This is a genomic window from Cognatiluteimonas lumbrici, assembly GCF_006476065.1.
In the GTDB taxonomy this organism is placed as follows: domain Bacteria; phylum Pseudomonadota; class Gammaproteobacteria; order Xanthomonadales; family Xanthomonadaceae; genus Cognatiluteimonas; species Cognatiluteimonas lumbrici.
Genome location: NZ_ML636798.1, coordinates 1,443,487 through 1,466,915, shown reverse-complemented (window position 1 = coordinate 1,466,915; position 23,429 = coordinate 1,443,487). Strand labels below are relative to the sequence as shown.

Annotated in this window: 25 protein-coding genes and 1 pseudogene; 12 read left to right on the top strand and 14 right to left on the bottom strand. The window is 69.3% G+C overall.

The window, feature by feature from the left end; genetic code table 11:
- Positions 1–168 precede the first annotated feature (168 nt).
- From E4F25_RS07110 to E4F25_RS07100, 3 genes are read left to right on the top strand one after another with little or no spacing between them, the layout of a single operon-like run.
- Positions 169–1,095, top strand: a complete 927-nt coding sequence (locus E4F25_RS07110; RefSeq protein ID WP_140909474.1) for an ABC transporter ATP-binding protein — start codon at positions 169–171, stop codon at positions 1,093–1,095.
- Between the two features lie 10 nt (positions 1,096–1,105).
- Complete coding sequence (locus tag E4F25_RS07105; RefSeq protein ID WP_140909473.1) at positions 1,106–1,873, top strand: ABC transporter permease; 768 nt, start codon at positions 1,106–1,108, stop codon at positions 1,871–1,873.
- Between the two features lie 43 nt (positions 1,874–1,916).
- A complete protein-coding gene (locus E4F25_RS07100; RefSeq protein ID WP_140909472.1) occupies positions 1,917–2,369 on the top strand; it encodes a nuclear transport factor 2 family protein in 453 nt (150 codons plus the stop codon).
- 7 nt (positions 2,370–2,376) lie between these two features.
- Here E4F25_RS07100 and E4F25_RS11655 read toward each other — a convergent pair whose 3' ends face one another.
- From E4F25_RS11655 to E4F25_RS07085, 4 genes are read right to left on the bottom strand one after another with little or no spacing between them, the layout of a single operon-like run.
- On the bottom strand, positions 2,377–2,511 hold the full coding sequence (locus tag E4F25_RS11655; protein WP_281283943.1) for a hypothetical protein: 135 nt from the start codon (positions 2,509–2,511) through the stop codon (positions 2,377–2,379).
- Positions 2,511–2,708 carry a hypothetical protein gene (locus tag E4F25_RS07095; RefSeq protein WP_140909471.1) on the bottom strand — a complete coding sequence of 66 codons (198 nt, stop codon included), beginning with the start codon at positions 2,706–2,708 and terminating at the stop codon, positions 2,511–2,513. Before E4F25_RS07095 ends, E4F25_RS11655 begins: the two co-directional genes overlap by 1 nt.
- Entirely contained in the window at positions 2,705–3,010 is a 306-nt protein-coding gene (locus E4F25_RS07090) for a YkgJ family cysteine cluster protein (protein ID WP_140909470.1), read from the bottom strand. The genes E4F25_RS07095 and E4F25_RS07090 overlap by 4 nt, the downstream gene beginning before the upstream one ends.
- On the bottom strand, positions 3,007–3,669 hold the full coding sequence (locus E4F25_RS07085; RefSeq protein WP_140909469.1) for a class I SAM-dependent methyltransferase: 663 nt from the start codon (positions 3,667–3,669) through the stop codon (positions 3,007–3,009). The genes E4F25_RS07090 and E4F25_RS07085 overlap by 4 nt, the downstream gene beginning before the upstream one ends.
- 203 nt (positions 3,670–3,872) lie before the next feature.
- Between E4F25_RS07085 and E4F25_RS07080 the strand changes: the two genes are divergently transcribed.
- Positions 3,873–4,349, top strand: coding sequence for a hypothetical protein (locus E4F25_RS07080; protein WP_140909468.1), 477 nt, complete (start codon positions 3,873–3,875; stop codon positions 4,347–4,349).
- Between the two features lie 36 nt (positions 4,350–4,385).
- Here E4F25_RS07080 and E4F25_RS07075 read toward each other — a convergent pair whose 3' ends face one another.
- The gene (locus tag E4F25_RS07075; RefSeq protein WP_140909467.1) at positions 4,386–4,679 is read right to left on the bottom strand and encodes a helix-turn-helix domain-containing protein; all 294 of its coding nucleotides are present in this window, start codon (positions 4,677–4,679) and stop codon (positions 4,386–4,388) included.
- 261 nt (positions 4,680–4,940) lie between these two features.
- Between E4F25_RS07075 and E4F25_RS07070 the strand changes: the two genes are divergently transcribed.
- On the top strand, positions 4,941–7,571 hold the full coding sequence (locus tag E4F25_RS07070) for a TonB-dependent receptor (protein ID WP_140909466.1): 2,631 nt from the start codon (positions 4,941–4,943) through the stop codon (positions 7,569–7,571).
- A gap of 36 nt (positions 7,572–7,607) precedes the next feature.
- A complete protein-coding gene (locus E4F25_RS07065; protein WP_140909465.1) occupies positions 7,608–9,659 on the top strand; it encodes an Atxe2 family lasso peptide isopeptidase in 2,052 nt (683 codons plus the stop codon).
- Here E4F25_RS07065 and E4F25_RS07060 read toward each other — a convergent pair.
- The 4 genes from E4F25_RS07060 to E4F25_RS07045 form a co-directional block, all read right to left on the bottom strand.
- The gene (locus E4F25_RS07060) at positions 9,650–11,392 is read right to left on the bottom strand and encodes an asparagine synthase-related protein (RefSeq protein ID WP_140909464.1); all 1,743 of its coding nucleotides are present in this window, start codon (positions 11,390–11,392) and stop codon (positions 9,650–9,652) included. The two genes, E4F25_RS07065 and E4F25_RS07060, sit on opposite strands and share 10 nt — an antisense overlap.
- The gene (locus E4F25_RS07055; protein ID WP_140909463.1) at positions 11,392–12,069 is read right to left on the bottom strand and encodes a lasso peptide biosynthesis B2 protein; all 678 of its coding nucleotides are present in this window, start codon (positions 12,067–12,069) and stop codon (positions 11,392–11,394) included. The genes E4F25_RS07060 and E4F25_RS07055 overlap by 1 nt, the downstream gene beginning before the upstream one ends.
- 47 nt (positions 12,070–12,116) lie before the next feature.
- Entirely contained in the window at positions 12,117–12,401 is a 285-nt protein-coding gene (locus E4F25_RS07050; protein ID WP_140909462.1) for a hypothetical protein, read from the bottom strand.
- 113 nt (positions 12,402–12,514) lie between these two features.
- On the bottom strand, positions 12,515–13,144 hold the full coding sequence (locus E4F25_RS07045) for a GntR family transcriptional regulator (protein ID WP_181168234.1): 630 nt from the start codon (positions 13,142–13,144) through the stop codon (positions 12,515–12,517).
- Positions 13,145–13,315: 171 nt separating this feature from the next.
- Between E4F25_RS07045 and E4F25_RS07040 the strand changes: the two genes are divergently transcribed.
- Both E4F25_RS07040 and E4F25_RS07035 read left to right on the top strand, forming a co-directional pair.
- On the top strand, positions 13,316–14,098 hold the full coding sequence (locus E4F25_RS07040; RefSeq protein WP_140909461.1) for a ZIP family metal transporter: 783 nt from the start codon (positions 13,316–13,318) through the stop codon (positions 14,096–14,098).
- 106 nt (positions 14,099–14,204) lie between these two features.
- Positions 14,205–14,750, top strand: a complete 546-nt coding sequence (locus tag E4F25_RS07035) for a hypothetical protein (protein WP_220433193.1) — start codon at positions 14,205–14,207, stop codon at positions 14,748–14,750.
- Here E4F25_RS07035 and E4F25_RS07030 read toward each other — a convergent pair.
- Positions 14,747–15,640: an ATP-grasp domain-containing protein gene (locus E4F25_RS07030; RefSeq protein WP_140909460.1), complete on the bottom strand. Its 894-nt coding sequence runs from the start codon at positions 15,638–15,640 to the stop codon at positions 14,747–14,749. The genes E4F25_RS07035 and E4F25_RS07030 overlap by 4 nt on opposite strands.
- A 249-nt stretch (positions 15,641–15,889) precedes the next feature.
- Between E4F25_RS07030 and E4F25_RS07025 the strand changes: the two are divergent.
- Positions 15,890–16,255: pseudogene (locus tag E4F25_RS07025) on the top strand (Hsp20/alpha crystallin family protein); the annotation flags it as partial.
- Positions 16,256–16,333: 78 nt separating this feature from the next.
- Here the strand turns inward: E4F25_RS07025 and E4F25_RS07020 are convergent.
- Positions 16,334–17,629 (bottom strand): APC family permease, encoded by a 1,296-nt coding sequence (locus E4F25_RS07020; protein ID WP_140910366.1) that lies wholly within the window; start codon positions 17,627–17,629, stop codon positions 16,334–16,336.
- A complete protein-coding gene (locus tag E4F25_RS07015; RefSeq protein ID WP_140909459.1) occupies positions 17,629–18,771 on the bottom strand; it encodes a winged helix-turn-helix domain-containing protein in 1,143 nt (380 codons plus the stop codon). Before E4F25_RS07015 ends, E4F25_RS07020 begins: the two co-directional genes overlap by 1 nt.
- Positions 18,772–18,799: 28 nt before the next feature.
- Between E4F25_RS07015 and E4F25_RS07010 the strand changes: the two genes are divergently transcribed.
- Together E4F25_RS07010 and E4F25_RS07005 are read left to right on the top strand one after the other, a co-directional pair.
- Positions 18,800–19,096, top strand: coding sequence for a type II toxin-antitoxin system RelE/ParE family toxin (locus tag E4F25_RS07010; RefSeq protein ID WP_140909458.1), 297 nt, complete (start codon positions 18,800–18,802; stop codon positions 19,094–19,096).
- Between the two features lies 1 nt (position 19,097).
- Complete coding sequence (locus E4F25_RS07005; RefSeq protein ID WP_140909457.1) at positions 19,098–19,439, top strand: addiction module antidote protein; 342 nt, start codon at positions 19,098–19,100, stop codon at positions 19,437–19,439.
- 7 nt (positions 19,440–19,446) lie between these two features.
- Here the strand turns inward: E4F25_RS07005 and E4F25_RS07000 are convergent, their stop codons facing one another.
- Both E4F25_RS07000 and E4F25_RS06995 read right to left on the bottom strand, forming a co-directional pair.
- Positions 19,447–20,229: a LytR/AlgR family response regulator transcription factor gene (locus E4F25_RS07000; protein ID WP_140909456.1), complete on the bottom strand. Its 783-nt coding sequence runs from the start codon at positions 20,227–20,229 to the stop codon at positions 19,447–19,449.
- A gap of 1 nt (position 20,230) precedes the next feature.
- Positions 20,231–21,493, bottom strand: coding sequence for a sensor histidine kinase (locus E4F25_RS06995; protein ID WP_181168233.1), 1,263 nt, complete (start codon positions 21,491–21,493; stop codon positions 20,231–20,233).
- Positions 21,494–21,661: 168 nt separating this feature from the next.
- Between E4F25_RS06995 and E4F25_RS06990 the strand changes: the two genes are divergently transcribed.
- Entirely contained in the window at positions 21,662–23,428 is a 1,767-nt protein-coding gene (locus E4F25_RS06990; RefSeq protein WP_140909454.1) for a DUF885 domain-containing protein, read from the top strand.
- Position 23,429 lies beyond the last annotated feature (1 nt).

The window sequence follows — 23,429 nt, the reverse complement described above, 5'->3', positions numbered from 1 at the left end:
CTCCCCGCTGGGACTACTTCCGCGCATTTTGCGCGCTTTTAGTCCCAGTGACTAGTCCTTAGTAGTAAGACTACTAAAACAGGTCGCAGGAGCTGAGATTTCCGACAGATCAATGAGTTGGACGCAGGTGGCCATCGGAAGACCCCCAGCCCGTGGCAGGATTACTCCATGCCCCCCATCCTCACCATCCGCAACCTCACCAAGACCTACGCCTCGGGCTTCCAGGCCCTCAAGGGCGTGGACCTGGACATCCGAAGGGGCGAGATCTTCGCGCTGCTCGGGCCCAACGGGGCCGGCAAGACCACGCTGATCAGCATCGTCTGCGGCATCGTCACTGCCAGCTCGGGCACGGTGACCGCGGACGGGCACGACATCGTCCGCGACTACCGGGCGGCGCGGTCGCTGATCGGGCTGGTGCCGCAGGAGCTGTCCACGGACGCCTTCGAGTCGGTCTGGGCCACCTGCCGCTTCAGCCGGGGTCTGTACGGCAAGCCCCCGGACCCGGCGCACCTGGAGAAGGTGCTGCGCCAGCTCTCCCTGTGGGACAAGCGCGACAGCAAGATCCTGGCGCTGTCGGGCGGCATGAAGCGGCGGGTGCTGATCGCCAAGGCGCTGGCCCACGAGCCGCGCATCCTGTTCCTGGACGAGCCCACCGCCGGCGTGGACGTGGAGCTGCGCCACGACATGTGGCAGATGGTGCGCGAGCTGCGCGAACAAGGCGTGACCATCATCCTGACCACGCACTACATCGAGGAGGCCGAGGAGATGGCCGACCGCATCGGCGTGATCAACCACGGCGAGCTCGTGCTCGTCGAGGACAAGGCCACGCTGATGCGCAAGCTCGGCAAGCGCCAGCTCGCGCTCACGCTACAGTCGCCGCTGCCTGCGATCCCGGAGGCGCTGGCCGACCTGCCGCTGGAGCTGTCCGAGGACGGCAGCACCCTCACCTATACCTTCGACGTGCAGCAGGAGGAGCGCACCGGCATCGCCAGCCTGCTGCGGCGGCTGGCCGAGCTGGGCGTGGACTTCAGGGACCTGCACTCGAGCGAGAGCTCGCTCGAGGACATCTTCGTCAGCCTGGTGCGGCAGCACTGATGGAGGCCACGTGAACCTCAACCTGCACGCCATCCGCGCCATCTACCGCTTCGAGATGGCCCGCACCGGGCGCACGCTGATGCAGTCCATCGTCTCGCCGGTGCTCACCACCTCGCTGTACTTCGTGGTGTTCGGCACCGCGATCGGTTCGCGCATGGGCGAGATCGACGGCGTGGGCTACGGCGCCTTCATCATCCCCGGCCTGGTCATGCTGTCGCTGCTCGGCGAGAGCATCTCCAACGCCTCGTTCGGGATCTACATGCCCAAGTGGTCGGGCACGATCTACGAGTTGCTGTCGGCGCCGGTGTCCTTCGTCGAGGTGGTGGTCGGCTACGTCGGCGCGGCCGCGACCAAGTCGCTGGTCCTCGGGGTGCTGATCCTGGCCACGGCGCGGGTGTTCGTGGACTACGAGATCCAGCACCCGTTCTGGATGCTCGCGTTCCTGCTGCTGACCGCGATCAGCTTCAGCCTGTTCGGCTTCATCATCGGGCTGTGGGCGGACGACTTCCAGAAGCTGCAGGTGGTGCCGCTGATGGTGATCACGCCGCTGACCTTCCTTGGCGGTGCGTTCTATTCGATCAAGATGCTGCCGCCGGTGTGGCAGACCATCACCCTGTTCAACCCGGTGGTCTACCTGATCAGCGGCTTCCGCTGGAGCTTCTACGGCACCGCGGACGTGGCGGTCGAAATCAGCATCGCGGCGATCCTGGGCTTCCTGGCCGCGTGCCTGGCGGCGGTGTGGTGGATCTTCCGGACGGGGTGGAAGCTGAAGGCCTGAAGCGGCCTGGCACTCGGCCCGCCCGCACTGCGTTGGAGGGGGCATGGACAGCGCACTCTCGATGTTCCTCGCCATGGCGCTTGCGCTGGCGGCCCCGACCAGCCACGCGCAGGAACCCGACTACTTCAGCCACGGCATGCCGGACGCCAGTCCGACCGAGGTCTACCTGCAGTACGCCAAGGCCATCCATGCGGCCGACTCGCCCGAGGCGATCTTCCCGTACTCGCCGCAGCCGGCCGCGCAGGTGCGGGCATCACTGGCCGGAATGACGCCGGACCAGGTGGAACAGGCGCTGGGGTTCATGCGCTCGCTGGTCCCGCTTCGGCCCGAGGTGCTGTCGGAAACCGTGGACGGCGACACCGCCACCCTGGAGGTGCGCGGCGCGTTGCCGGGGATGCTCGACGGCGAGCCTTCGCCGCACCGGGGGACGGTCACCCTGGTGCGCATGGGCGGCGAGTGGAAAATCTCCAACCAGTCCTTCGAAGAGGAAGGCTGAGGCCCGGCTAGCCTTCCTGGGCAGGGCCCGCGCCGGGCGACGTGCCCTTCGCCTCGCGCTTCTTCGCTTCCTTCTCTTCCTTCTTCTTTTTCTTCGCGATTTCGCGCTGGCGCTTTTCGTACGAGTAGTTGGGCTTGGCCACTAGTTCTCCTTGCTGGGGGTGTCGGGTTCTTCGGCATCGATCCTGAGCAGGGTGCGGGTGACGCCCAGGACTTCGATCTTGCCGCCGGCGCCGCGGAACGCATCGATGTCGGCGGCGATGGCCTCGTGGGTCATCGGGGTGCGGACGTGGGCCTTGCGCGGGATGGCGACGTGGTGCGGCTTCTTCGGCTTGGTCATGGGGCCTCCTGGTACAGCACGAGCGGGATGCCGCGGGCGTTGCGGTCGCGGTAATCGGCTTGCAGGTCGCGGCAGTACGGGCCGGACATGGCGAAACGGCGGCACACCTGCGGACGGGTCCCGTAGATCGAGCACTGCATGCGCGCGTTGTCCACGGCCACGCACCAGCCTTCGCCGTCGCGCGCCATGACCTCCAGTCCGCTGGCGGTGCGGGTGGTGTAGTGCGCGGGGATGCGATCCTCGGGCTGGACCACCACGGTCAGGCGGCAGCACACGGCGTCGCAGCGGCTGCAGGCGCTCATGCGGGGCCGCCGCGGCGGAAGTGCAGCAGGCGGCCGCGGTAGGGCGGCGGGTCGTCGTCGGCGATCGGGCAGCGCTCTTCCTCGACGTCGAAGCCCTGCCCCGCGAGCAGGCGGGTGAAACGGTTGCTGTTGCCACGGCCCGGGTCGGTGACCAGCACCTCGGCGCGGGGTTCGGCGTGGCGCCCGACCAGCCCGGCGATCAGTTCGGCATGGCCGCGCTCGTACAGCACGTCGCTGGCGATGATCGCGTCGAAGCGGCCCAGCGCCGGCAGCGGTTCGTCCCAGCGCATGTGCCGGTAGGTCACCGCCGGCAGGTTGTTGAGCGCGGCGTTGTAGGCGAGGAAGACCTCGGCCAGCGGGTGCGAGTCGGTGGCGGTGATGTCGGCGCCGCGCCGCTGCAGCACCAAGCTGGCCAGGCCGATGCCGCAGCCGAGCTCGAGGATGCGCTTGCCTTCGATGTCGAAGCGCTCCATGGCATGTGCCAGCAGCGCGCCGGCCGGCCACAGCTGCCCGAACAGGCTCCAGGTGGCCGACGAGATGCCGGCGCGCTCGCCGTGCCCGTCGGGGTCGGCGAACTGCTGGGTGTCGCTGAGCACGCGCAGCCGGAACGGACGGCCGGCGACGGCGTGCTCGATCTCGCGGACCTGGTAACCGGGCATCGGCCCTCCCGGAGGACGTCCGCCCCGCGTGGGGACGGTGACGCGTGGAAGGGGGCGCTGGGAAGCGCGGCGAGTCTCCATCCTACGCGGATGCCCGGCCCGGTGGCGTAACGGGCGTTCAGGCGGGGCAGCGCTGGTGGGCCGCGCGTGGCCATGGGAAGATCGCCGCACCATTCCGGTGTCATGCTTCCAGGGGGTTGCCGATGTCGTGGTCCATGCGTGTTGCGTTGTCGCTGTCGTTGCTGCTGGCCGCGGTCGCGCCGCTGGCGCTGGCCTCGGATGGTTCGGTGGAGTCGCGCCTGCAGGAGCGCGGCATCGAGTACCAGGTGGACGCCGACGGCGACTACATGATCACCCTGTCCTACAGCGACGAGGGGCGCACCCAGCTGGTGTTCGTGGGCGGCCGCACCGAGACCGTCGGCGGCTACACCGTGCGCGAGGTGTTCGCGCCGGCGGCGCGCCTGTCCCACGGGGTCGACGGGGACTTGGCTTTGAAGCTCCTCGCCGACAGCCGCAGCGCCAAGCTCGGCGCCTGGGAACTGGGCGGCGACATCCTCTACTTCGTGATCAAGCTGCCCGAGCCGATGGACGCGGAGCAGCTCGATGCAGCGATCGGAATCGCGGCCTCCACCGCCGACGACATGGAGATCCAGATCAGCGGCGAGCTCGACGAGTTGTAGGGGTCCGGCCGGCGGGGTGGCACGCGACGCGTCGCCTCAGCGCTTCGGCTTGCCCTTGCCCTTGCGCTTCTGGAACTCCCGGATGAGCTGGGCGAGCTCGTCGTCCTCGGCGTAGAAGTAGGCCACCGGCAGGCCGAGCACCGCCGCCAATCGCTGCAGGGTCTGCAGGTCGGGCTGGTGCACGCCGGTCTCGTAGCGGTTGACGCGCGTGCTGGCGACGAAATCGTCGAGGCCGGCCTCGATCCCCAGGTTGCGCTGCGAGATCCCGTAGGCCTCCCGAGCCTCGCGCAGGCGGCGGCTGAAGACAGGAAGTTGCCGTTTCTCGGCCAAGCGCGTGCACGTTCCAGGGGACCCGACGCAAAAGCATCGGGAACGGCGCGCGGTTTCGATACTACGGTAAACGTATACGGCGGCCGCAATGCCGCAGGAACAGGCCGCTCCGCCCGCGTGGGCGTCCACGGATGCCGCGGTGTCCACCGCTTGACTCCTGCACTACGCATATCGTAGTTTCGCTTTCAGGCTACGGAATTCGTAGTTACGGAGGCGTGACGAGGGGTAGAGGCACGCCCAAATATCACTTGGGGAGCAGGGATGAAGACGAGCATTCTTTACGACGCGATGTCGGTGGCGTTGCTGGCCGCCGTGGCCGGCGCGACGGGGTCTGCGCTGGCAGCGGAGCACGCGGCAGGAGCGAGCGGGCCGCAACGCCAAGTTGAAGCCGGTGAACTGGCGGGGTCCGAGTTCGACCTTCCGGCCGGGGAGCTGGCGTCCTCGCTGGATGCGTTCGAACGGCAAAGCGGCATGGAAGTCCGCTACCAGGTCGCCGACGTTGCCGGCAGGCAGGCGAGGGCGGTGCGCGGGCGCATGGGGTGGCCGGATGCGCTGTCGCGGTTGTTGCGGGGCAGTGGCCTCGGCTACCGGCGGATCGACGCGCGCACCGTGGTGATCGGCAGTCGCGCGGCCCAGTCGGAGCAGGCGGCAACGACGCTGGGCACGATCACCGTGACCGGCACGCGCATCCGCGGCGGCACCAGCCCGTCGCCGGTGATCATGATCGGCAGCGAGGACATCCGCGAGCAGGGCTTCGCCGATCTCGGCGAGGTCGTGCGCAGCGTGCCGCAGAACTTCAGCGGCGGCCAGAATCCGGGCGTTGCGGGCGGCGCGACCACCGGCGCCGCGGGCCTGGCCAACCAGAATCTCACCGGAGGCTCGTCGCTCAACCTGCGTGGCCTGGGCCCGGACGCGACGCTGACGCTGCTCAACGGGCGCCGCATGTCGTACGGCGGCTTCGTGCAGGCCGTGGACATCAGCGCGATCCCGGTGGAAGCCGTCGACCGGATCGAAATCCTGCCGGACGGGGCCTCCGCGGTGTACGGGTCCGATGCGGTGGGCGGCGTCGGCAATGTCATCCTGCAACGCGACTACGACGGCCTCACCGTCGGCGCTCGCTACGGACAAGCGACTGGCGGCGGCCTGGCGACGCGCGAATACACCGCCACCGCAGGCACGACCTGGTCGGGCGGCGGCCTCATCGCCACCTACAAGAACGCCTCCACCGATCCGCTGCTCGCAAGCCAGCGCGACTACACGCGCCACATGGCCGAGCCGACCACGCTCTACCCCGCAAGCCATCTGCGCAGCGCGCTGCTGAGCCTGCATCAGTCGCTGGGCCACCGCGTCGAGTTCTCCCTGGATGCCTTGAAGACGGGCCGCGACCAGACCCAGTACCCATACAACAGCAAGCTCCTGCCCTGGTACAACATCCTCGCCCAGGACTCGGACGCGACCATGGTCGCACCCGGCATCGACATCCTGCTGCCGGCCGACTGGAGCATGCGGTTGGGGGCGGGATGGGGCAGGAATCGGTTGCTGAGCTGGCAGACCAGGATCAACCTCGCCGACGGGTCGCCCACTCCGCTCAGCGCCGACTGCTATTGCAACGAACTCGCCTCCGGAGAGGTCGGCGCGGAAGGTCCGTTGTTCGCACTCCCGGGCGGCAAGGCCCGGCTCGCCTTCGGCGTCGGCTATCGCGACACCGAATTCGCCCTCGAGCAGCACCTGGCCGGTGCCGTCGCGGTGGACGGCTCGGAGAGTAGCCGCTTCGCCTACGCCGAACTCCACCTGCCCTTTGCCGCTCCCGACACGCGGATTGCATGGGCGCGGCGGCTCGAGCTGAACCTGGCTGCGCGTGGCGAACGGTACGACAGCTTCGGCAAGGTCACCACGCCCAAGGTCGGACTGATCTACAGCCCGGGGTCGGACCTCACGTTCAAGGCATCCTGGGGCAGGTCGTTCAAGGCGCCCACTCTGTTCCAGCGCTACTGGGCGCAACAGGCGCTGTTGCGGCCCGCCACGGAATTCGGAGGCCCGGGCTATCCCGCCGATGCCACCGTGCTGATGCTCGGCGGCGGCAACCCGGGGCTGGAGCCGGAGCGCGCCACCACGCGCAGCGCCTCGCTGGTGCTGCATCCGAAGGCCGTGCCGGCCCTGGACGCAACGCTGACCTGGTTCGACATCGACTACACCGACCGCGTCGTGCAGCCGATCACCGACCTGAACCTCGCGCTGGAGAACCCGGTCTACCAGCGATTCATCAGCCACGCCCCGACCGTCCAGGAACTGGAAGCGCTGCTCGACTCGGCCGATGTCTTCTACAACCTGGCAGGCCAGCCCTACGACCCCGCCAAGGTGGTCGCGATCATGTACGCCAACTACGCCAACGTGGCGCGCCAGCGCATCCGGGGTTTCGACCTGTCCGGGTCTTACCGGATGGATCTCGGGCCCGGGCAGCTGGCGCTGCAAGGCTCGGCAAGCTGGCTCGACAGTTCGCAGCAGAGCGTGCCGGGCGCGGAGACTTACGACCTCTCCGGTGTGTTGTTCGGCCCGCCGAGGTTCAAGGGCCGCGTGGGCGGGGTGTGGACCAATGGCGGATTCAGCGTCTCGGGATTCGCCAACCACATCGATGGCGTCATCGCGCCGTCGGTCGGAGGCGGAAAGGAAAAGTCGGGTTCGTTCACCACGCTCGATACCACGATCCGCTACGACACCGGCCCGGGCAACGGCGCCTGGTCCGACCTCGAGTTCGGGTTGTCCGCGCGCAACCTGCTGGACCGCGATCCGCCGACCTATCCGCCCGCCAGCCCGTCCTTCGCGCCGTACGACTCCACGAATTACTCGGCCATCGGCCGGTTCGTGAGCCTGTCCGTGACCAAGCGGTTCTGAGGAGGACGACCGGTGAGCAACGGAAGGAAGGACAAGATGCGCTCCATCGCCATGGCGGGCCTGATGCTGGCCGCTGTCGCGGGCGCGAGCCATGCGGCGAAGATTCCCCCGCAGCGACTGGTGGAGGTGGTGGATCTCTCCACTCCCAGCATTTCGCCGGATGGCCGGCTCGTGGCATTCCGGGCCGAGCAGGCGTCCGTCGACCGCAACACCTACGACTCGGCCTGGTACATCCAGGAGATGGACGGAAGCGCGCCGCCGCGTCGCGTGGGCGACGGGGGTGTGCCGCTGCGCGATTCCGCCGGCGGCTCCTTTCCGGCAACCGCGGTGTGGTCGCCGGATGGCAGGTTCATCTTCTACCGGGCAATGCTCGACGGCAGGGTCGACGTGTGGCGTGCGGCGGCGGACGGCTCCGGGGCGCAGCCCGTCACCCTCGATCCCGCGGACGTCAGGGAGTTCTCGCTGGTCGACGGAGGCAGGACGCTGAGGTACGCCGTGGGCGCCACGCGCGCCGAAGTCGTGCGCGCCGAGGAAGCGGAGTACGACAACGGCATCCACATCGACGAGACGGTCCCGGTGGGCGCCAACCTGTTCCGCTCCAGCTACGTGGGCGGTCGCCTGGCGACACAGCGCTACATCGGCATCTGGTTCGCCCGCGGCCCGCTGCTCGGAGATCTCCCGGACCGCTGGCGGGAGATCGACCTGGAGACGGGCGAGCGCCGGGAACTTCCCCCGGTGAATTCCGCCGGGGAGCAGGATCCGCGAAAGACCGATCCGTCCTTGCTGCCGCTCACCGTCTTCGAGGCGAAGGACGAACGCAGCGGCCGCACTGCCGTACTCCTGCGCACGGACGGCGGCGACCGCGCCAGGCGAACGACCTTGACCCGGCTTTCCGTCCTGCCCGCAAGCAAGGGTGGAGGGGAGATCACCTGCAAGGCCGAGGCGTGCACCGGCAAGTCGATCAGCAGCGTGCAGTGGCGGCCGGACGGCCAAGCGCTGCTGTTCACCGTGACCGACCACGACGCGGGTGAGGCGCAGTCGATTTTCCTCTGGAACATCGGTACCGGTGCGGTGCGCCCGGTGGTTGCGGCGCAGGGATTCCTCAACGGTGGCCGCACCCGCTCCAGCACCTGCGGAATGTCGGCCACGACCCTGGCCTGCGTCGCTGCCGAAGCTGCGAATCCCCCCAGGCTGGAAGCCGTCGACATCGCGACCGGGAAGCGCCGCGTGCTGTATGCGCCGAACGCCGCGCTCGATGCAGATCTGGAAGAAGCGATCTCATCCCGACTGGTCACCTGGACGGACGCGGAGGGAAGGAAGTTCGACGGACAACTGTTCGTCGGACGCTCGGGAGCCGCGGGGCCGCGGCCGCTGTTCATCAACTACTACCGCTGCAACGGCTTCCTGCGCGGCGGCATGGGCGACGAGTGGCCGCTGGCGTCCCTTGCCGAGGCCGGAATCTCGACCCTGTGCATCGACTCCCCGCCGCCGGTCAAGGACGCCGTGGTGCGCTTCGACACGGCACTCGGTGCGGTCAGGAGCGCGATCGACCTGCTCGCCACGGAGGGACTGGTCGACCGCGAGCGCGTGGGCATGGGCGGGCTCAGCTTCGGCAGCGAAGTGACCCTCTGGGTGGCCATGCGCTCCGGCCTGCTGGCGGCCGCCTCGGTGACGTCCCCGAACTGCACGCCCACCTACTATCTCCTGAACCAAATCAAGGGCGACATGTTCCGGACCGGCCTGCGGGCCATCTGGGGGTTGGGGTCGCCGAAAGAAACTCCGGAGCGATGGAAGCAACTGTCGCCGGTCTACGCCCTGGACAGCATCGACATCCCGATCCTGTTCCAGATGCCCGAGGAAGAGTACCTGTACGGGATGGACTACATCGCGCCGCTGATGCTGACCGGACGCGCCGACCTGTACGTGTTCCCCGACGAGCCGCACCGCAAGTTCCAGCCGCGCCACATGCTCGCCGCCTACGAACGCAACCTCGACTGGTTCCGGTTCTGGCTGCAGGGGATCGAGGATCCGGATGACGACAAGGCCGCCCAGTACGCGCGTTGGGGCGCCATGCGGGATCAGGACTGATGGCGGATCCAGTTCTCGGCCCTGCACAGGTCGACGACGCGCATGTACGACTGGTCGCGCGGGCCCAGCGGCCGATCGAAGAACGTGTCCAGCACATTCGTGTCGAGGAGGTTCATGGCACGGAGTTCACCGTCCATCAGGAACCTTCGCATGGCGTCCTTGTTGCGCCTGTAGACCGCGCCGTTGTACTGGGCGAAGTCGCCCTTGCTCCTTCGCTGCAGCACGATGGACGGTAGCGCGTCGGAGAACGCCATCCTTGCAACGGCGCGGTTCCTGCCGCCGTCTATCCACATCCAGCTCGGGATGGACAGGCAGGTTTCCATCACCGGCTGCGACAGCAGCGGGAGACGGAGACATCGCCGCATCGCGCGCGGCACTGCGTCCCGGAACAACTGGGTGCCTGCCAGTCCCTCGATGCGCTCCAGATCGCCGGGCAGCGCGGGGCAGGGCGGCTCCCGCCAGGGGTGCGGCTCCGAAGCATCCGGGACCACGGAGGGATCGAGCAGGCTGCCGTCGGCGGGCCTGCGCGGGGCGCCTGTCTTCGCCAGTTTCCGCAGCGCCAGCCTGGCGGCCAGCCAGAACGTACACTGATGCAACTCGGAGAGCTGGTCGACTGCACGGAGACCTGCCAGCACGCCACGTTCACGGAACGCATCCGCGGCGGGCGCCGCTCCGCCCAGGAACCCGAAGACCGTGTCGCCACCGCCGCCCGAGTACAGGGAGTCGAAGCCCTCGCGGGCGGCGACGCCTTCCATGATGCCGTCCACCGCGTGCTGGAGCGGGGCGATGCCCGGCGTCACGCACCACGGCGGCACCGGGGCGTCGAACCGTGCGTTGTCGACATCGAGGGGCTCGCAGCTCAATTCCGCGCCCAGGCTCCTGGCCACGGGTGCGGCATACATGCGTTCATCGGCACCGGGCAGTGCGGGGATCAGGGTGGCGCAGTGGATTCGCGCGGCCTTCCCCTGCAGGCAGGCGGCAACGATGGACGAATCGAGTCCTCCGGACAGTTCCACCAGCGCCGTGCCGTCCACCCCTGCCCAGGCCCCGACGGTGCGTTCGATCACGTCCCGCAACCCGGAGGCAGCCTCCACGATGTCGCGCTGACGCCGTGCCGGCGCGACGAAATCCCATGGAGACCAGGTGCGGCTGGTCGTGGCATCGCCGCGGTGCACGTGCAGCGTGCATCCCGGGAGCAGCTCGCGGATGCCGGACAGGCCGGTGCGCGCCGACTTCATGTACGGATAGGCCAGGAATTGGGCGATGAAGTCCCGGTCCACGCGGCGCTCGAACAGCCCCAGGCGCTCCGCGATCGAGATGTCCGAAGTGGCGAACCCCGCGGCGTCACGGATGGAGTGGACGCAGGCAACGCCCCCGGACGGGTCGCGCGTGATGCACGGGCCCAGCCCGTTGTCCCGGGCCGGTTGCACCAGCAGGTACTCGCCCCAGCAGTTCCGTGCCAGCCATCGGCCGGCGTCGTTCGCGTCGAGCGAGGCCAGGGCAGCCGACTGCTCGTGGAGCGGCATGCCGTCCGGTCGGAACAGATGTCCGATGACGATTCCTCCGCCCGGAACCCGAAGGGTCGGCGTCCCAGGCGATGCGTAGAGCGTCGCGCCCGCACACGAGTGGCGCTCTTGCATCCCCATCGCACGAAGCTGCCCGGGGATCACCGAGGTCTCGTCGCGGGAGTCGGCCGCCGGTTCCCCGAGCAAGAGGATGTAGCGACAGCCCATCACAGCACCCGGATGATGGTGTGGGCCATGGCCGTTCCGACCGTTTCGTTGAGTGCGATGTCGCCGGCCTGGACCCAGCAGTGCGCCGAGAATGGATCGTAGGTGACACCGAAAACGATGTTCGCGTAGAGGCCGCGGCGCGCGAGGAAGCGCAGGCAGGCGAGCGAATCGGGCAGGCAGCACGGGGTGGCGGGAACGTATCGTCGCGCCCGGAGGAATGCCCTTGCGACCCGCAGGAGGCGCTGTTCGGAAGCGCGAGCGGTTGCCGCAGATGGCGCGACGCACCGCAAGTCGCGGTACCGGGCCGCGCTATCGAGCACGGACTTGAGGGGCTTCCTTCGGAGTTGGCGCCGGCAGGTCCACACGGTGGACAGCAGGTCAAGGATGACACCAGCGTCGAAGACCGCATCGGACGAGGCCATCTCCCTTGCACTGCGTAGCGGGCTCTCGAGCCGCACGCCTGGATCCTGGCTATCGGCGGGGGTCGTCGGGACCAGAAGGCCACTCGCCAGAAGTGCCGGGGAAGCCGGCGCGTGATGGCGGTCGCCAGCGAATGCCAGGAACGCCCGCTGCAGGGGGTCGGGCAGTGTGAAGTACCGGTCCGCTTCGACGTCGAGGAACACCGCGTGCTCGCCGATCACGCAGTGGGACAGGTTGTCGCGGAGCCTGTAGTGCATGCGCGAAGAGGAAAGGGACGCACCTTGCCGGTGCGCCCCTTCCGTGCTCACTCGGCCGAGATGCCGGTCTGGAAGTTCATCCCCAGCGGCTCGTCTGCGCCGACCGGGAAGCCCTGCGTTTCCTCGCTGGCGATGCCGATCGCCCAGTGGCCGAGTGGTTCGTCGAGCTTGCCGGGAATGCCGCGCGTTTCTTCGCTGGCAATGCCGAGCACATCGTCCCGGCCCAACGGTTCGGTGGTGCCGACGGGGATGCCGCGGGTCTCGGTGCTGGCCGTCCCGAGTGCGATGTCGTCCGACTGCGACCTGCGCGCGGTGTTCTCGTTGATGTCCATCTTCTTCTCCTGCGATAGCGCCATGAAAGTCATGGCAAGCCGAGGCTAGGAGCGCGGAATCCTGATTTTCAAATCATTTCTGCATCGTATTCCGCTAATTCTTTCCCACCGCATCAATGCGGCAATCCGCTGGCGTCTCCCAGCATCGCCACGATCTCCGGCACGAGCTGCCGCCGACGCTCGTGGTAGGCGTCCAGCCCCGACCTGAGCGAGTCCATGTCCTGGCGCGCCCAATGCTCCGTGAGCATCGCGATTTCCTCGCGGGCGTCGTCGAAGAAGCCCTGGCCGACTTGCCGGATCGGCGCGAGCCTGTCGTTCGCTTGTTTCGCCGCCAGGTACAACGAACGCTGGTCGGCCGCGCGCGCGATCGCGTCGAACAGCTGCCAGGTCAGGCTCGCGATGTCGTCGCCATCGACATCGGGTTGCGGATCCACGGCGCCGGCGTGGCCGGCTTCCCCGCGGATGTCGCAGGCCATCAGCAGCAGTCGCCGCATCCAGTCGTAGAGGTCGCGCAATGCCAGTTCCGTCGGCAGCGGCACGTACAGCCCGCTGCGGCCGTGGTCCGTGATCAGGCCTTCGCCGACCAGGCGGTACAGCGCGAAGCGGACCGGCGTGGGGCTCGCATGGAACGCTTCCGCGAGCGTGGCAGGGTCGATCCGCTCCCCGGGAACGTAGCGTCCCGAACGGAGTGCGCGCCTGACTTCCCTGTAGAGGAGAGCACTCTTCGACTGGATCTCGGTCATCGCAAAACTCCATCTCTGCGAGGACGATCTAGGCGCGATACTACAGCCGCGATTTGTCGAGGCAACAATCAAACGATAATTGCGCGGACCCGGAACTGGCCTGCATGAAACCGTCAATTGACGGTCGTTCAATTATCGCTTTCGAACCGTTTGCGGGTGCATGATCCGGTGATGGTCAACGACGGCATCGTCCTGGCGGCATTCCTGGCCGGCTGCATCGCGGCCGCGGCCACCATGCTCGGTACCTTGCCGGCATTGTTCGCGCGCTCGCTGGGGCGACGGTTGCAGGACGCGATGCTCGGCTTCGGCGCCGGCATCATGCTCGCCGCGGTCGCCTTCTCGCTGTTGCTGCCGGCGCTGGGCACCGCGGAGCGGCTCGGCGCCGGCGCCTGGACCAGCGGCCTGCTGGTGGGCATCTCGCTGCTGGTCGGCGGCGCGGCGGTGATGTGGCTGGAGCGCGCGCTGCCGCACGAGCATTTCATCAAGGGCCCGGAGGGCGGCGACCGCCGGCGCATCGCGCGCACCTGGCTGTTCGTGTTCGCGATCTACCTGCACAACCTGCCCGAGGGCCTGGCGATCGGCGTGGCCTACGCGGCCGACGCGCAGCAGGGGCTGGTGCTGGCGACCGGCATCGCGATCCAGGACATTCCGGAAGGGCTGGTGGTGGCGCTGGCCCTGCTCGCGGCCGGTTACGGCCGGCGCCACGCGATCCTGATCGGGGTCGCCTCGGGATTGATCGAGCCGGTGGGCGCGGCGCTGGGCGCCAGCGTGGTGATCGCGGCCTCGCCGTGGCTGTTGCCCTGCGGCCTGGGCTTCGCCGCCGGCGCGATGCTGTTCGTGGTCAGCCACGAGATCATCCCGGAGTCGCACCGCCAGGGCCACGAGAACTTCGCCACCGCCGGGCTGATGCTCGGCTTCGTGCTGATGATGGTGCTGGATACCGCGCTGGCCTGAGCGGGCAGGTCCGGGAGACGGGTTTCAGCGATTCCTCAGGCGTTGCTCATGCGCCTCATCGCCGCTCCGGGGACGCTGGCGCCTCCACTTACTTGAGGATCCGGCAATGACGGAAGGAACGATGGCGCGGCGCGGCAACAAGGTGCGGATGGTGGCCTGGGGGCTGGCGGCGGCGCTCTGGCTCACGCCGCTGGTGGCGATGCAGTTCACCCGCGAGGTGGACTGGGACGTGTTCGACTTCGTGGTCTTCGGCGCGATGCTGCTGTTCGCGCTCGGCTGCTACGAGATCGTGTCGCGGATGTCGCCGAACCGCTTCTACCGGGCCGGCGTCGGGGTGGCGGTGGTGGCCGGGTTCCTGCTGGTCTGGGCCAACCTGGCAGTCGGGATCATCGGCGACGGCGGGCACTGGGCCAACCTCGGCTTCTTCCTGGTGCTGCTGGTCGGCATGGCCGGCGCGCTGGTCGGCTGGTTCCGGCCGGCGGGCATGGCGCGGGCGCTGTACGCGACCGCGGCCGCCAACGTGGCGCTGTCGCTGTGGTGCCTGGTCGCGGGCCCGGACCTGCGCGGCGCGATGGTCTCGCTGTTCTTCGTGCTGCCGTGGCTGCTCTCGGCCGGCCTGTTCCGCAAGGCGGCGCGCGAGGAAGCGGCCTAGGAGGCGGTCCCCGCCCCCTGGCCGAGCCGTGCGCGCAGGGCTGCGGCGAACCCCGCGCCCGCGGCGGGGTCCTGGCCGAGGAAGAAGTCCGGCTCGATCAGTTCGGCCTCCATCAGCAGCCAGCGGCCGTCGGCGTCGGGGAGCATGTCGATGCGCGCGTAGAGCAGCGGCTCGCCGATCGCGGCGAGGGTCCGCTCGGCCAGGGCAACGGCACCCGCCGGCGGTTCGGGCACCGCGTGGTAGCTGCCGCCGAAGTCGAGCTGGATGCGGAAGTCGCCGGCGGCCGGGCGCTTGTTGACGGCGTGGCTGAGACGGCCGCCGAAATAGAGCAGGGAGGTCTCGCCCTCGCGCTCGATCGTGGGCAGGTAGGGCTGCAGCATCGCGGCCGCCTCGGGAAGATCGGCGAGCGGATCGCCGCGGCGCAGGCGCTGCGTCTTCCATGCGCCGCCGGACACCACCGGCTTCACGATCACCTGCCCGGCGCCGGTGGCGTCGAACAGCGCCTCTACCTGGTCGGCGGTGACGGCCTCGCTCCAGGTGGTCGGCGGGATCGCCACCCCCTGGTCCGCGAGGCGCTGCAGGTAGCGCTTGTCCGAGTTCCAGGCCAGCACGTCGGCGGGGTTGGCCATCGCGATGCCGGCGGCCTGCCAGGTGCTGCAGGCGCGCAGCCAGCGCGCATGGTCGAGGTGGTAGCCCCAGGTCAGCAGCGGCAGCACCAGGTCGAAGCCGGCGAGGCCGGCGGCGTCCGCGACGTGGTCGGTCCATGGCGTCGGCACCACCTCCACGCCGGTGGCGGAGAGCGCGGACTCGAGCCGGGACAGCACCACCGGCCAGGTGGCCTCGTAGACGCCCTTGGCGGGGGTGAGGATCGCGATGCGCGGGCCGGGCATCGCGCAAGTCTAACCGTGGCCAAACGGCGGTTTCGCCCGCCGCCTTGAAACCTGCGTCCCGGACGCCATTTCCGGGGCATGGGCGGGGACGCCCCCGCCTGCCTGAAAGGAGGAACGACAATGAACAAGTTGACCCGTTATTCGTCGCCCACCGACCAGGACCCGATGCGTGCGCTGATCGACCGCGTCTTCGGAGGCAGCCTGCTCCCCGATGGCCTGCTTTCGAATGGCTTGTTCCGGGACCTCGCCGACGAGTCCTCGGTGGTGACCAGCCAGTGGATGCCGCGCGTGGACATCCGCGAGGAAGCCGACCAGTTCGTGCTCGACGCGGACATCCCCGGCGTGGACCCGCAGGACATCGAAGTCCAGATGGACAAGGGCATGCTCACCATCAAGGGTGAACGCCGGTCCGAGTCCAGGTCGGAGACCGAGCGCTACTCGCGCATCGAGCGCATGTACGGCAGCTTCCATCGCCGCTTCGCGCTCCCCGACAGCGCCGATCCGGACGGCATCACCGCCACCGGCAGCAACGGCGTGCTGCGGATCGTGATCCCGAAGCGCCCGGAGTCGACCCCGCGTCGCATCCAGGTGGGGTCGCCGACGCTGAATTCCTGATCCGCGCCTGGCGGAACACGCAAGTCGTGGAACAGGGGACCAGGGCTGCCGCGCGAGCGGCGGCCCTTTTTCATGCCGTCAGTCCGGATCCCTGCGCCAGAACCGGTAGATCAGCGCCCCCGCGACCAGTGCCAGCGCGCCGGCCGCCAGGTTCTCCACGCTTGCGCTCGCCAGCAGGCCGACCGCGACCAGCGTCGCCGCGACCGGGATGAGCAAGCCGCCGGGCAGGCGCAGCGCCTGTTCGCGGTCGCCATGACGCCGCTGCAGCACGATCACCGCCAGGGCGGTGCTGATGTAGGTCACCAGCCGCGCCACCACCGACAGCATCGCGAGCTGCACGAACGAACCGCTCAGCGCGAGCAGCAGCGACAGCACGCCGATCACCAGGATCGCCGGTACCGGCGTGCGGAAGCGCGGATGGATCCGGGTCAGGAACTTCGGCCCGAAGCCATCGTCGGCCACCGCCAGCAGGTAGCGCGGTCCGAGCATGATGGTGTTGCTGTTAGTGCCGAGGATCGACACCGCGGCGCCGACCGTGATCACCCACACCAGCCAGTCGTCGCCGAACCGCGCGGCCGCATCGGCGATCGGCGTCTGCGATTCCGCCAGCCCCGGCAGCGTGCCCAGCGCCACCCACTGCACCGCCACATAGATCGCGGTGACGGTCGCGATCATGGACAGCATCGCGAACGGCACGTCGCGTCGGGGGTTGCGGTACTCGCCGGCCGCAGCCGGCAGGTTCTCGAAGCCGGCGTAGGCGAACAGCAGCAGCAAGGCCGCCTCGCCCAGGTCGCGCAACGGGATGTCGTTCGCCAGCACCGCCGCCTGCGACAGGTCGGCGAACGCCGCGCCGATGGCGATGAACATCAGCAGCGGCACCACCTTGGCGATCGCCAGGAACACGCCGGTGCGGGCGGCCGCGCGTACGCCGATGATGTTGATCGCGACGAGGAAGGCCAGCGAGCCGGTGACGATCGCGATCCGCGCGCCGCCGCTGGCCGCGCCGGGCCAGAAGTGGGTCACCGCCTCGGCCAGGCCGTTGGCCAGCGCGGCGGCGCTGGCGATGCGGGTCAGCACCTGCATCCAGCCGACCTCGAGGCCGACGAACGGGCCGAAGGCTTCGCGCGCGTACAGGTAGCTGCCGCCGGGCTGGTCGAAGTAGCTGGCCGCCTGCGCGTAGCACAGCACCAGCAGGCTCACCGCGAGTCCCGCGAGCAGGATGCCCCACAGGCTCGCCGGCCCCAGCAACGCAGCGGCGGCAGCGGGCAGCAGGTAGATGCCGCTGCCGATGACGTCGTTGATCGAGAGGCCGTAGAGCTGCCAGCGCCCGACGGCGCGGCGGAGGGTCGGTCGTGGTGTCGTCGTGGAATCGATCACTCGGCAGGCAAGCTAGCACGACCCGCGACCAGTGGCGCCAGCGCGACCATCGCCCCGACGATGCAGGCGCCGAACAGCGCGCCTTCCATCGCGCCGGTGGCTGCCTGGCTCACCGGCCCGAAACCGGGTTCGCCGAACAGCGCGCCGATGCGGTCCAGGCGCAGGCGCGAGCCTTCGAAGCTGCCGGCGAGCAGGTCGAGGCTGCCGCCCATGAGGCGACCGCCGGACAGCGGTACGGCGACACCGGCGATCGCACCGGCGATGGCCGCCGCGACGATGCTGCGCCGGCGCCACGGCTCGCGTCCACCGCGCGCCCCGAACCACAGGCCGAAGCCGACCGAGGCGCCCAGCAGCAGGCCTTCCGCGCCGCCGGTGATGTCGCCCGGCGAGCGCCCGAGCAGCAGGTTGAAGGCATCGAGGCCGAGCAGCTTGACCACGACGCCAACCAGCATGCCGCCGAGCGCGCCGCCGGCGATGCTCCAGCGCCAGCGCGGCCCGGGCAGCAGCGCCGATGCCGCGATGCCGGCACTGACGCCGGCGCCGCCGGCGACCGCGGCGACGATCGTCAGGCACACCATCACCAGCAGCATCGAGACCGCGCCCATGCCCGGGGCCAGCGGCTGCGAGGCACCGGCGAAACCGTAGGCCAAGCCGCCGAGCAGGCCGGCGATGCCGGCACCGGTGGTGCCGGCCGCGGCGAGCAGCAGCGACTGCTGCCAGCCCCAGCCCTGCGCCGGCGCGGCGCGGATCGCATCAGGCGCGGGCGCGGGCGCGTCTACGGCGCTGCCGGCCACGACCGGCGCGATGAACCGGTACCCATGCTTCGGCACCGTCTCGATGAAGCGCGGATTCGTCGCGCTGTCGCCCAGCTCCCGCCGCAGCGTGCGGATGCACTGCGTCAGCGCCTCCTCGGTGACCGGGATGCCGTTCCACACTTCCTCCAGGAAGCGGTCCTTCGATACCAGCCGGCCGGCGTCGGCGACCAGCAGCGCCAGCGCATCGAAGTAGCGCCCGCCGAGCTCCACCGGCGCGTCGCCGCGCAGCAGCCGGCGCTCGGCGGTGTCGAGTGTGAAGCCTTCGAAGCGGTAGCGATCGGAGCGCGCCGGTGCAGTCGGTGCGCTGTATCCTGTAGTTGACATGGTGTGAACCACGGATTACAGTCCTTGCGTGATCGAGGTCAGGACGACCGAGGCTTTCGACAGGTGGTTTGGCCGGCTTCGCGACCGGCAGGCACGGGTTCGCATCCAGGTCCGCATCGATCGCTTGGCGTGGGGCAATCCGGGACAGTATCGCGCCCTTCCCGGCGGACTTCACGAGATGAAAATCGACCACGGCCCCGGTTACCGGATCTACTACACCCATTCGGATGGGGCAGTCGTGGTCCTGCTGTGCGGCGGCGACAAGCGGACCCAGCGTCGGGACATCGCGCTGGCCGCTGGAATGAAGCGGCTGCTGGAGGAGTGACATGGCACTCAAGACGACTCGATGGGATTCCGCACGGCACCTCGCCACCGAGGAGGACCGTGCGGCATACCTGGATGCCTGCATGGAGGAAGCCGGTGGCGATGCCGGTTTCATCGCGCACGCGCTTGGGGTCGTGGCGCGATCCCGAAGCATGAGCCAGTTGGCGCGCGACACCGGACTGACCCGCGAAGGTCTCTACAAGGCACTGTCCGAGGACGGGAACCCGAGTTTCAGCACCGTGTTGAAGGTTGTGGATGCGCTCGGGTACCGCTTTTCGCTTGTGCGGGAACCACGAGCGTCGTACAAGGCCACCGAAACACGGGCAGCACGCAAGCGTCGTTGAGTTCCACTCACATGTTGCGGAACAGGGCCATGTACGGCTGGCTGACCACGAGCGTTTCCGGGCGGGTCTTCAGCCGCAGGGTGCCGCGGCCGGCGTCGTCGCGGGTGACCGCGGCGACCGCGTGCAGGTTGACGATGGTGGAGCGGTGGACCTGCTTGAACACTGCCGGATCGAGCAGGGTCAGCAGTTCGCGGATCGGCGTGCGCAGCAGCGCCTCGCCCTCGGCGGTGACCACCGTCGTGTACTTGTCGGCGGCGCGGAAGTAGGCGACGTCGTCCACCAGGATCAGTCGCGTCTCGCGGCCGGCGCTGGCGGTGAGCCAGGTCAGCGGCGGCCGGGCGTCCGTCGCCTTCCCCGCGAGCGCGTCCTCGAGCTTCGCCACCAGTGCGGCGAGCGCCTCGGCGTCGCCGCTGGCGCGCATCTGCAGCCGGTCCACGGTCGCGGCCAGGCGCTCGGGGGTGATCGGCTTGAGCAGGTAGTCGATCGCGCCCTGTTCGAAGGCCTCGATCGCGTACTGGTCGTAGGCGGTGATGAACACCACCTGGGTGCGTGGGCTGGTGTCGGCCAGCGAGGCGGCGACTTCCAGGCCGGTGAGGCCGGGCATGCGGATGTCGAGGAAGGCGATGTCGGGCTGGTGCTCGGCCAGCGCCTCCAGCGCGCCTGCGCCGTCCTCGCATTCGGCAAGGATCTCCAGTTCCGGCCAGGCCACGCCCAGGCCTTCGACCAGCGCGTCGCGCAGCAGCGCTTCGTCCTCGGCGACGATCGCGGTCCAGGTGCGGTCGTTGTTCATGTCAGCGGACCTCGGCCGTGGCGGTCGTCGCCGGCAGCGCCGGCACGGTGATCGTGGCCGCGACGCCGGCGGGGAAGTTCGCCACCACCGCCAGCCCGGCGCGCTCGCCATGGCGCAGCTGCAGGCGCTCGCGCACGTTCTTCAGGCCGATGCCGCTGCCGGACGTGGCGCTGCTGCCGAGGCCGTTGCCGTCGTCGGCCACGGTGACGGCGACGCTGTCGCCGTCGCGGCGCGCGCGGATCCAGACGGTGCCGCCGCTGGTGCGCGGCTCGAGGCCGTGCTTGATCGCGTTCTCGACCAGGGTCTGCAGCATCATCGGCGGCAGCGGCGTGGCGCGCAGCGATTCGGGCACGTCGATCTGCACCTGCAGGCGCGGGCCCATACGGATCTTGAGGATCTCGAGGTAGGCGATCGCGCGCTCGAGCTCGTCACCGAGCGTGGAGGGCGCTTCCTCGCCGCGCGGCAGCGAATGGCGCAGGTACTGGATCAGGTGCCCGAGCATCTCGTCGGCGCGGCGCGGGTCGCTGCGCGTCAGCAGTTGCGCGCTGGCCAGGGTGTTGTAGAGGAAGTGCGGTTCGACCTGCGCGTGCAGCAGGCTCAGCCTGGCCACGGTGAGTTCCTTCTCGACCGCGGTCTGCGCGGCGGCGGCCTTCTCGTGGCGACGGTGCTCGGCGACCCGGCGCGAAATGGCACGGGTGATCGCCTCGAGGTTCTCGTAGTTGGTGCCGTCGTCCACGCGGAACCAGTCGCTCCACGCGGCGCTCTCGGGTTCGCAGATCAGGGTCACGCTGCCGCTGTCGTGGCCGGGAGTGACCGTGGCCAGGATCTGGTTGCGTGGCGTGCCGAACCAGTTCAGCGGGTTCCAGCGTCCGAACGGTTGCTTGCCGTAGGGATCGGTGCGCACGACCTTGGCGCGCACCTGCAGGCTGTCGCGCGCGCTGACCACGTCGGCGACGCCAGGCAGTTCGCGGATCGCCGCGTCGAGCAGGTCGAAGGCCTCGCCCGCCTCCAGCGGGATCTCGATCTGGCGCTTGTGGCGGTTGGCGAGGGTCTCGCCGTTCACCCGGCCGGCGATCAACCGCACCCGGCGGATGTGCGAGAACCCGCCGGCGACCACCAGCGCGGCGGTGACCATGCAGGCGAGCACGATCGGCCACTCCATCCAGCCGATCAGCGGCAGCGAGGACCACAAGGCCGCGGCGACGAACAACAGCGCGCCCCAGGCGATGAACAGGCGGGCGAGGAACAGGATGCTTCGGAACACGGCGGGCCTCGGCTGGCGTGGCGGGTGGTTGCGAAGAAGCATAGGGCGGGCGCGCGGCCGCCCGAAGCGGTTTGCGACGAAAGCCCGGAAACGCCGACGAAGCCCCGATCAGGCGGCGGGAACGCCGCATCGCCGCGCTATCCTGCGCCCGATCGCCCGGAGGACCACATGCGACAGACCGCCCGCTCCCGCTTCGCCCGCGCTGCCTGCGTGCTCGCCCTGTCCCTCGCTACCAGCGTGCCTGCCGCCATCGCCGCGCCGCAGGACGCGCCGTCGGAGGCCGCCAATCCGGCGGTGGCGAAGCTGCAGGCCCTGTACACCGGCGAGTGGGCGTGGCGGCAGGCGGAGTTCGCCTACCAGCAGGTGGATGGCGAATGGAAGCCGTCCGACCACTTCCCTTCGGTCACGCCCGCGGCCTGGGAACGCCGCGTCGCCTACTGGAAGCAGGTGCTGGCGCAACTCGATGCGATCGACGTGCAGGCGCTGCCGCACGAGGAGCAGGTCAACGCCGCGGTGTTCCGCGCCGACGTCGAGGCGTTGCTCAACAACGCCGAGTGGCGCACCTACGAAGCGCCGTTCAACAGCGACAGCTTCTTCTGGGGCTACCTCAACCCGTCGCAGCCGTACCGCAGCGAGGCCGACTGGCAACGCTTCATCGGCCGCCTGCGCGACCTGCCGCGCTACTTCGACGAGCACATCGCGAACATGGAGGCCGGGCTCGCGCGCGGCTGGAGCGTGCCGCGGGTGTCGATCGAGGGCCGCGACCGCACGCTCGAGCCGTACACGCTGGCCGGCGAGGGCAACCCGTTCCTCGACACCATTGCGCGCATGCCGGAGACGATCCCGGCGCCGGTGCGCGCGCGGTTGCAGGCCGAGGCGCGCGAGGTCGTGCTGCAACAGGTGGTGCCGGCCTACCGCGAACTGCTCGCCTACCTGCGCGGGGAGTACTACCCGCGCACCCGCACCACCCTGTCCGCCGCCGACCTGCCCGACGGCGCCGCGTTCTACCGCAGCCAGATCCGCGAGTACGTCACCCGCGACATGAGCGCCGGGGAGATCCACGCGCTCGGCCTGGCCGAGGTCGCGCGCATCAGCGCCGAGATGCAGGAGGTGATGGCGCAGGCCGGCTTCGACGGCACCCTGCAGGAGTTCATCGCCTTCCTGCGCAGCGATCCGCGCTTCTATGCGAAGACGCCGCAGGAGCTGCTGTCGCACGCCGCGTGGATCGCCAAGAAGATCGACGGCCAGCTCAAGCACGTGCTCGGCACGCTGCCGCGCTATCGCTTCACCATCCTGCCGGTGGCCGACGACATCGCGCCCAACTACACCTCGGCGCGCGGCGGCCTGGAGGCGTGCTGGTTCAACACCTGGGACCTGCCCTCGCGGCCGCTGTACAACATTCCCGCGCTGGTGCTGCACGAGTGCGCGCCCGGACACAGCCTGCAGGCGGCGCTCGCGCTGGAGGCGCCGGAGCGCCCCGATTTCCGCCAGAACATCTACTTCTCCGGCTACGGCGAGGGCTGGGGTCTGTACTCGGAATGGCTCGGCACGCAGATGGGCGTGTACGAGACCCCGTACGAGGACTTCGGCCGCCTGACCATGGAGATGTGGCGCGCCGCGCGCCTGGTGATCGACACCGGGCTGCATTCCAAGGGCTGGAGCCGCGAGCAGGCGATCGACTACCTGGCCGGGCACACCGCGCTGGCCCGGCTCGACATCGAGAACGAGGTGGACCGCTACATCTCCTGGCCGGGCCAGGCGCTGTCCTACTACATCGGCTACCGCACCCTGCGCGACCTGCGCGCGGAGGCGGAAGCGGAACTCGGCGAGCGCTTCGACCAGAAGCGCTTCCACGACACCATCCTCGCGCTCGGCGCGGTGCCGCTGCCGGTGCTGGAACAGGAAGTCCGCCGCTTCATCCGCGAACAGGAATGAA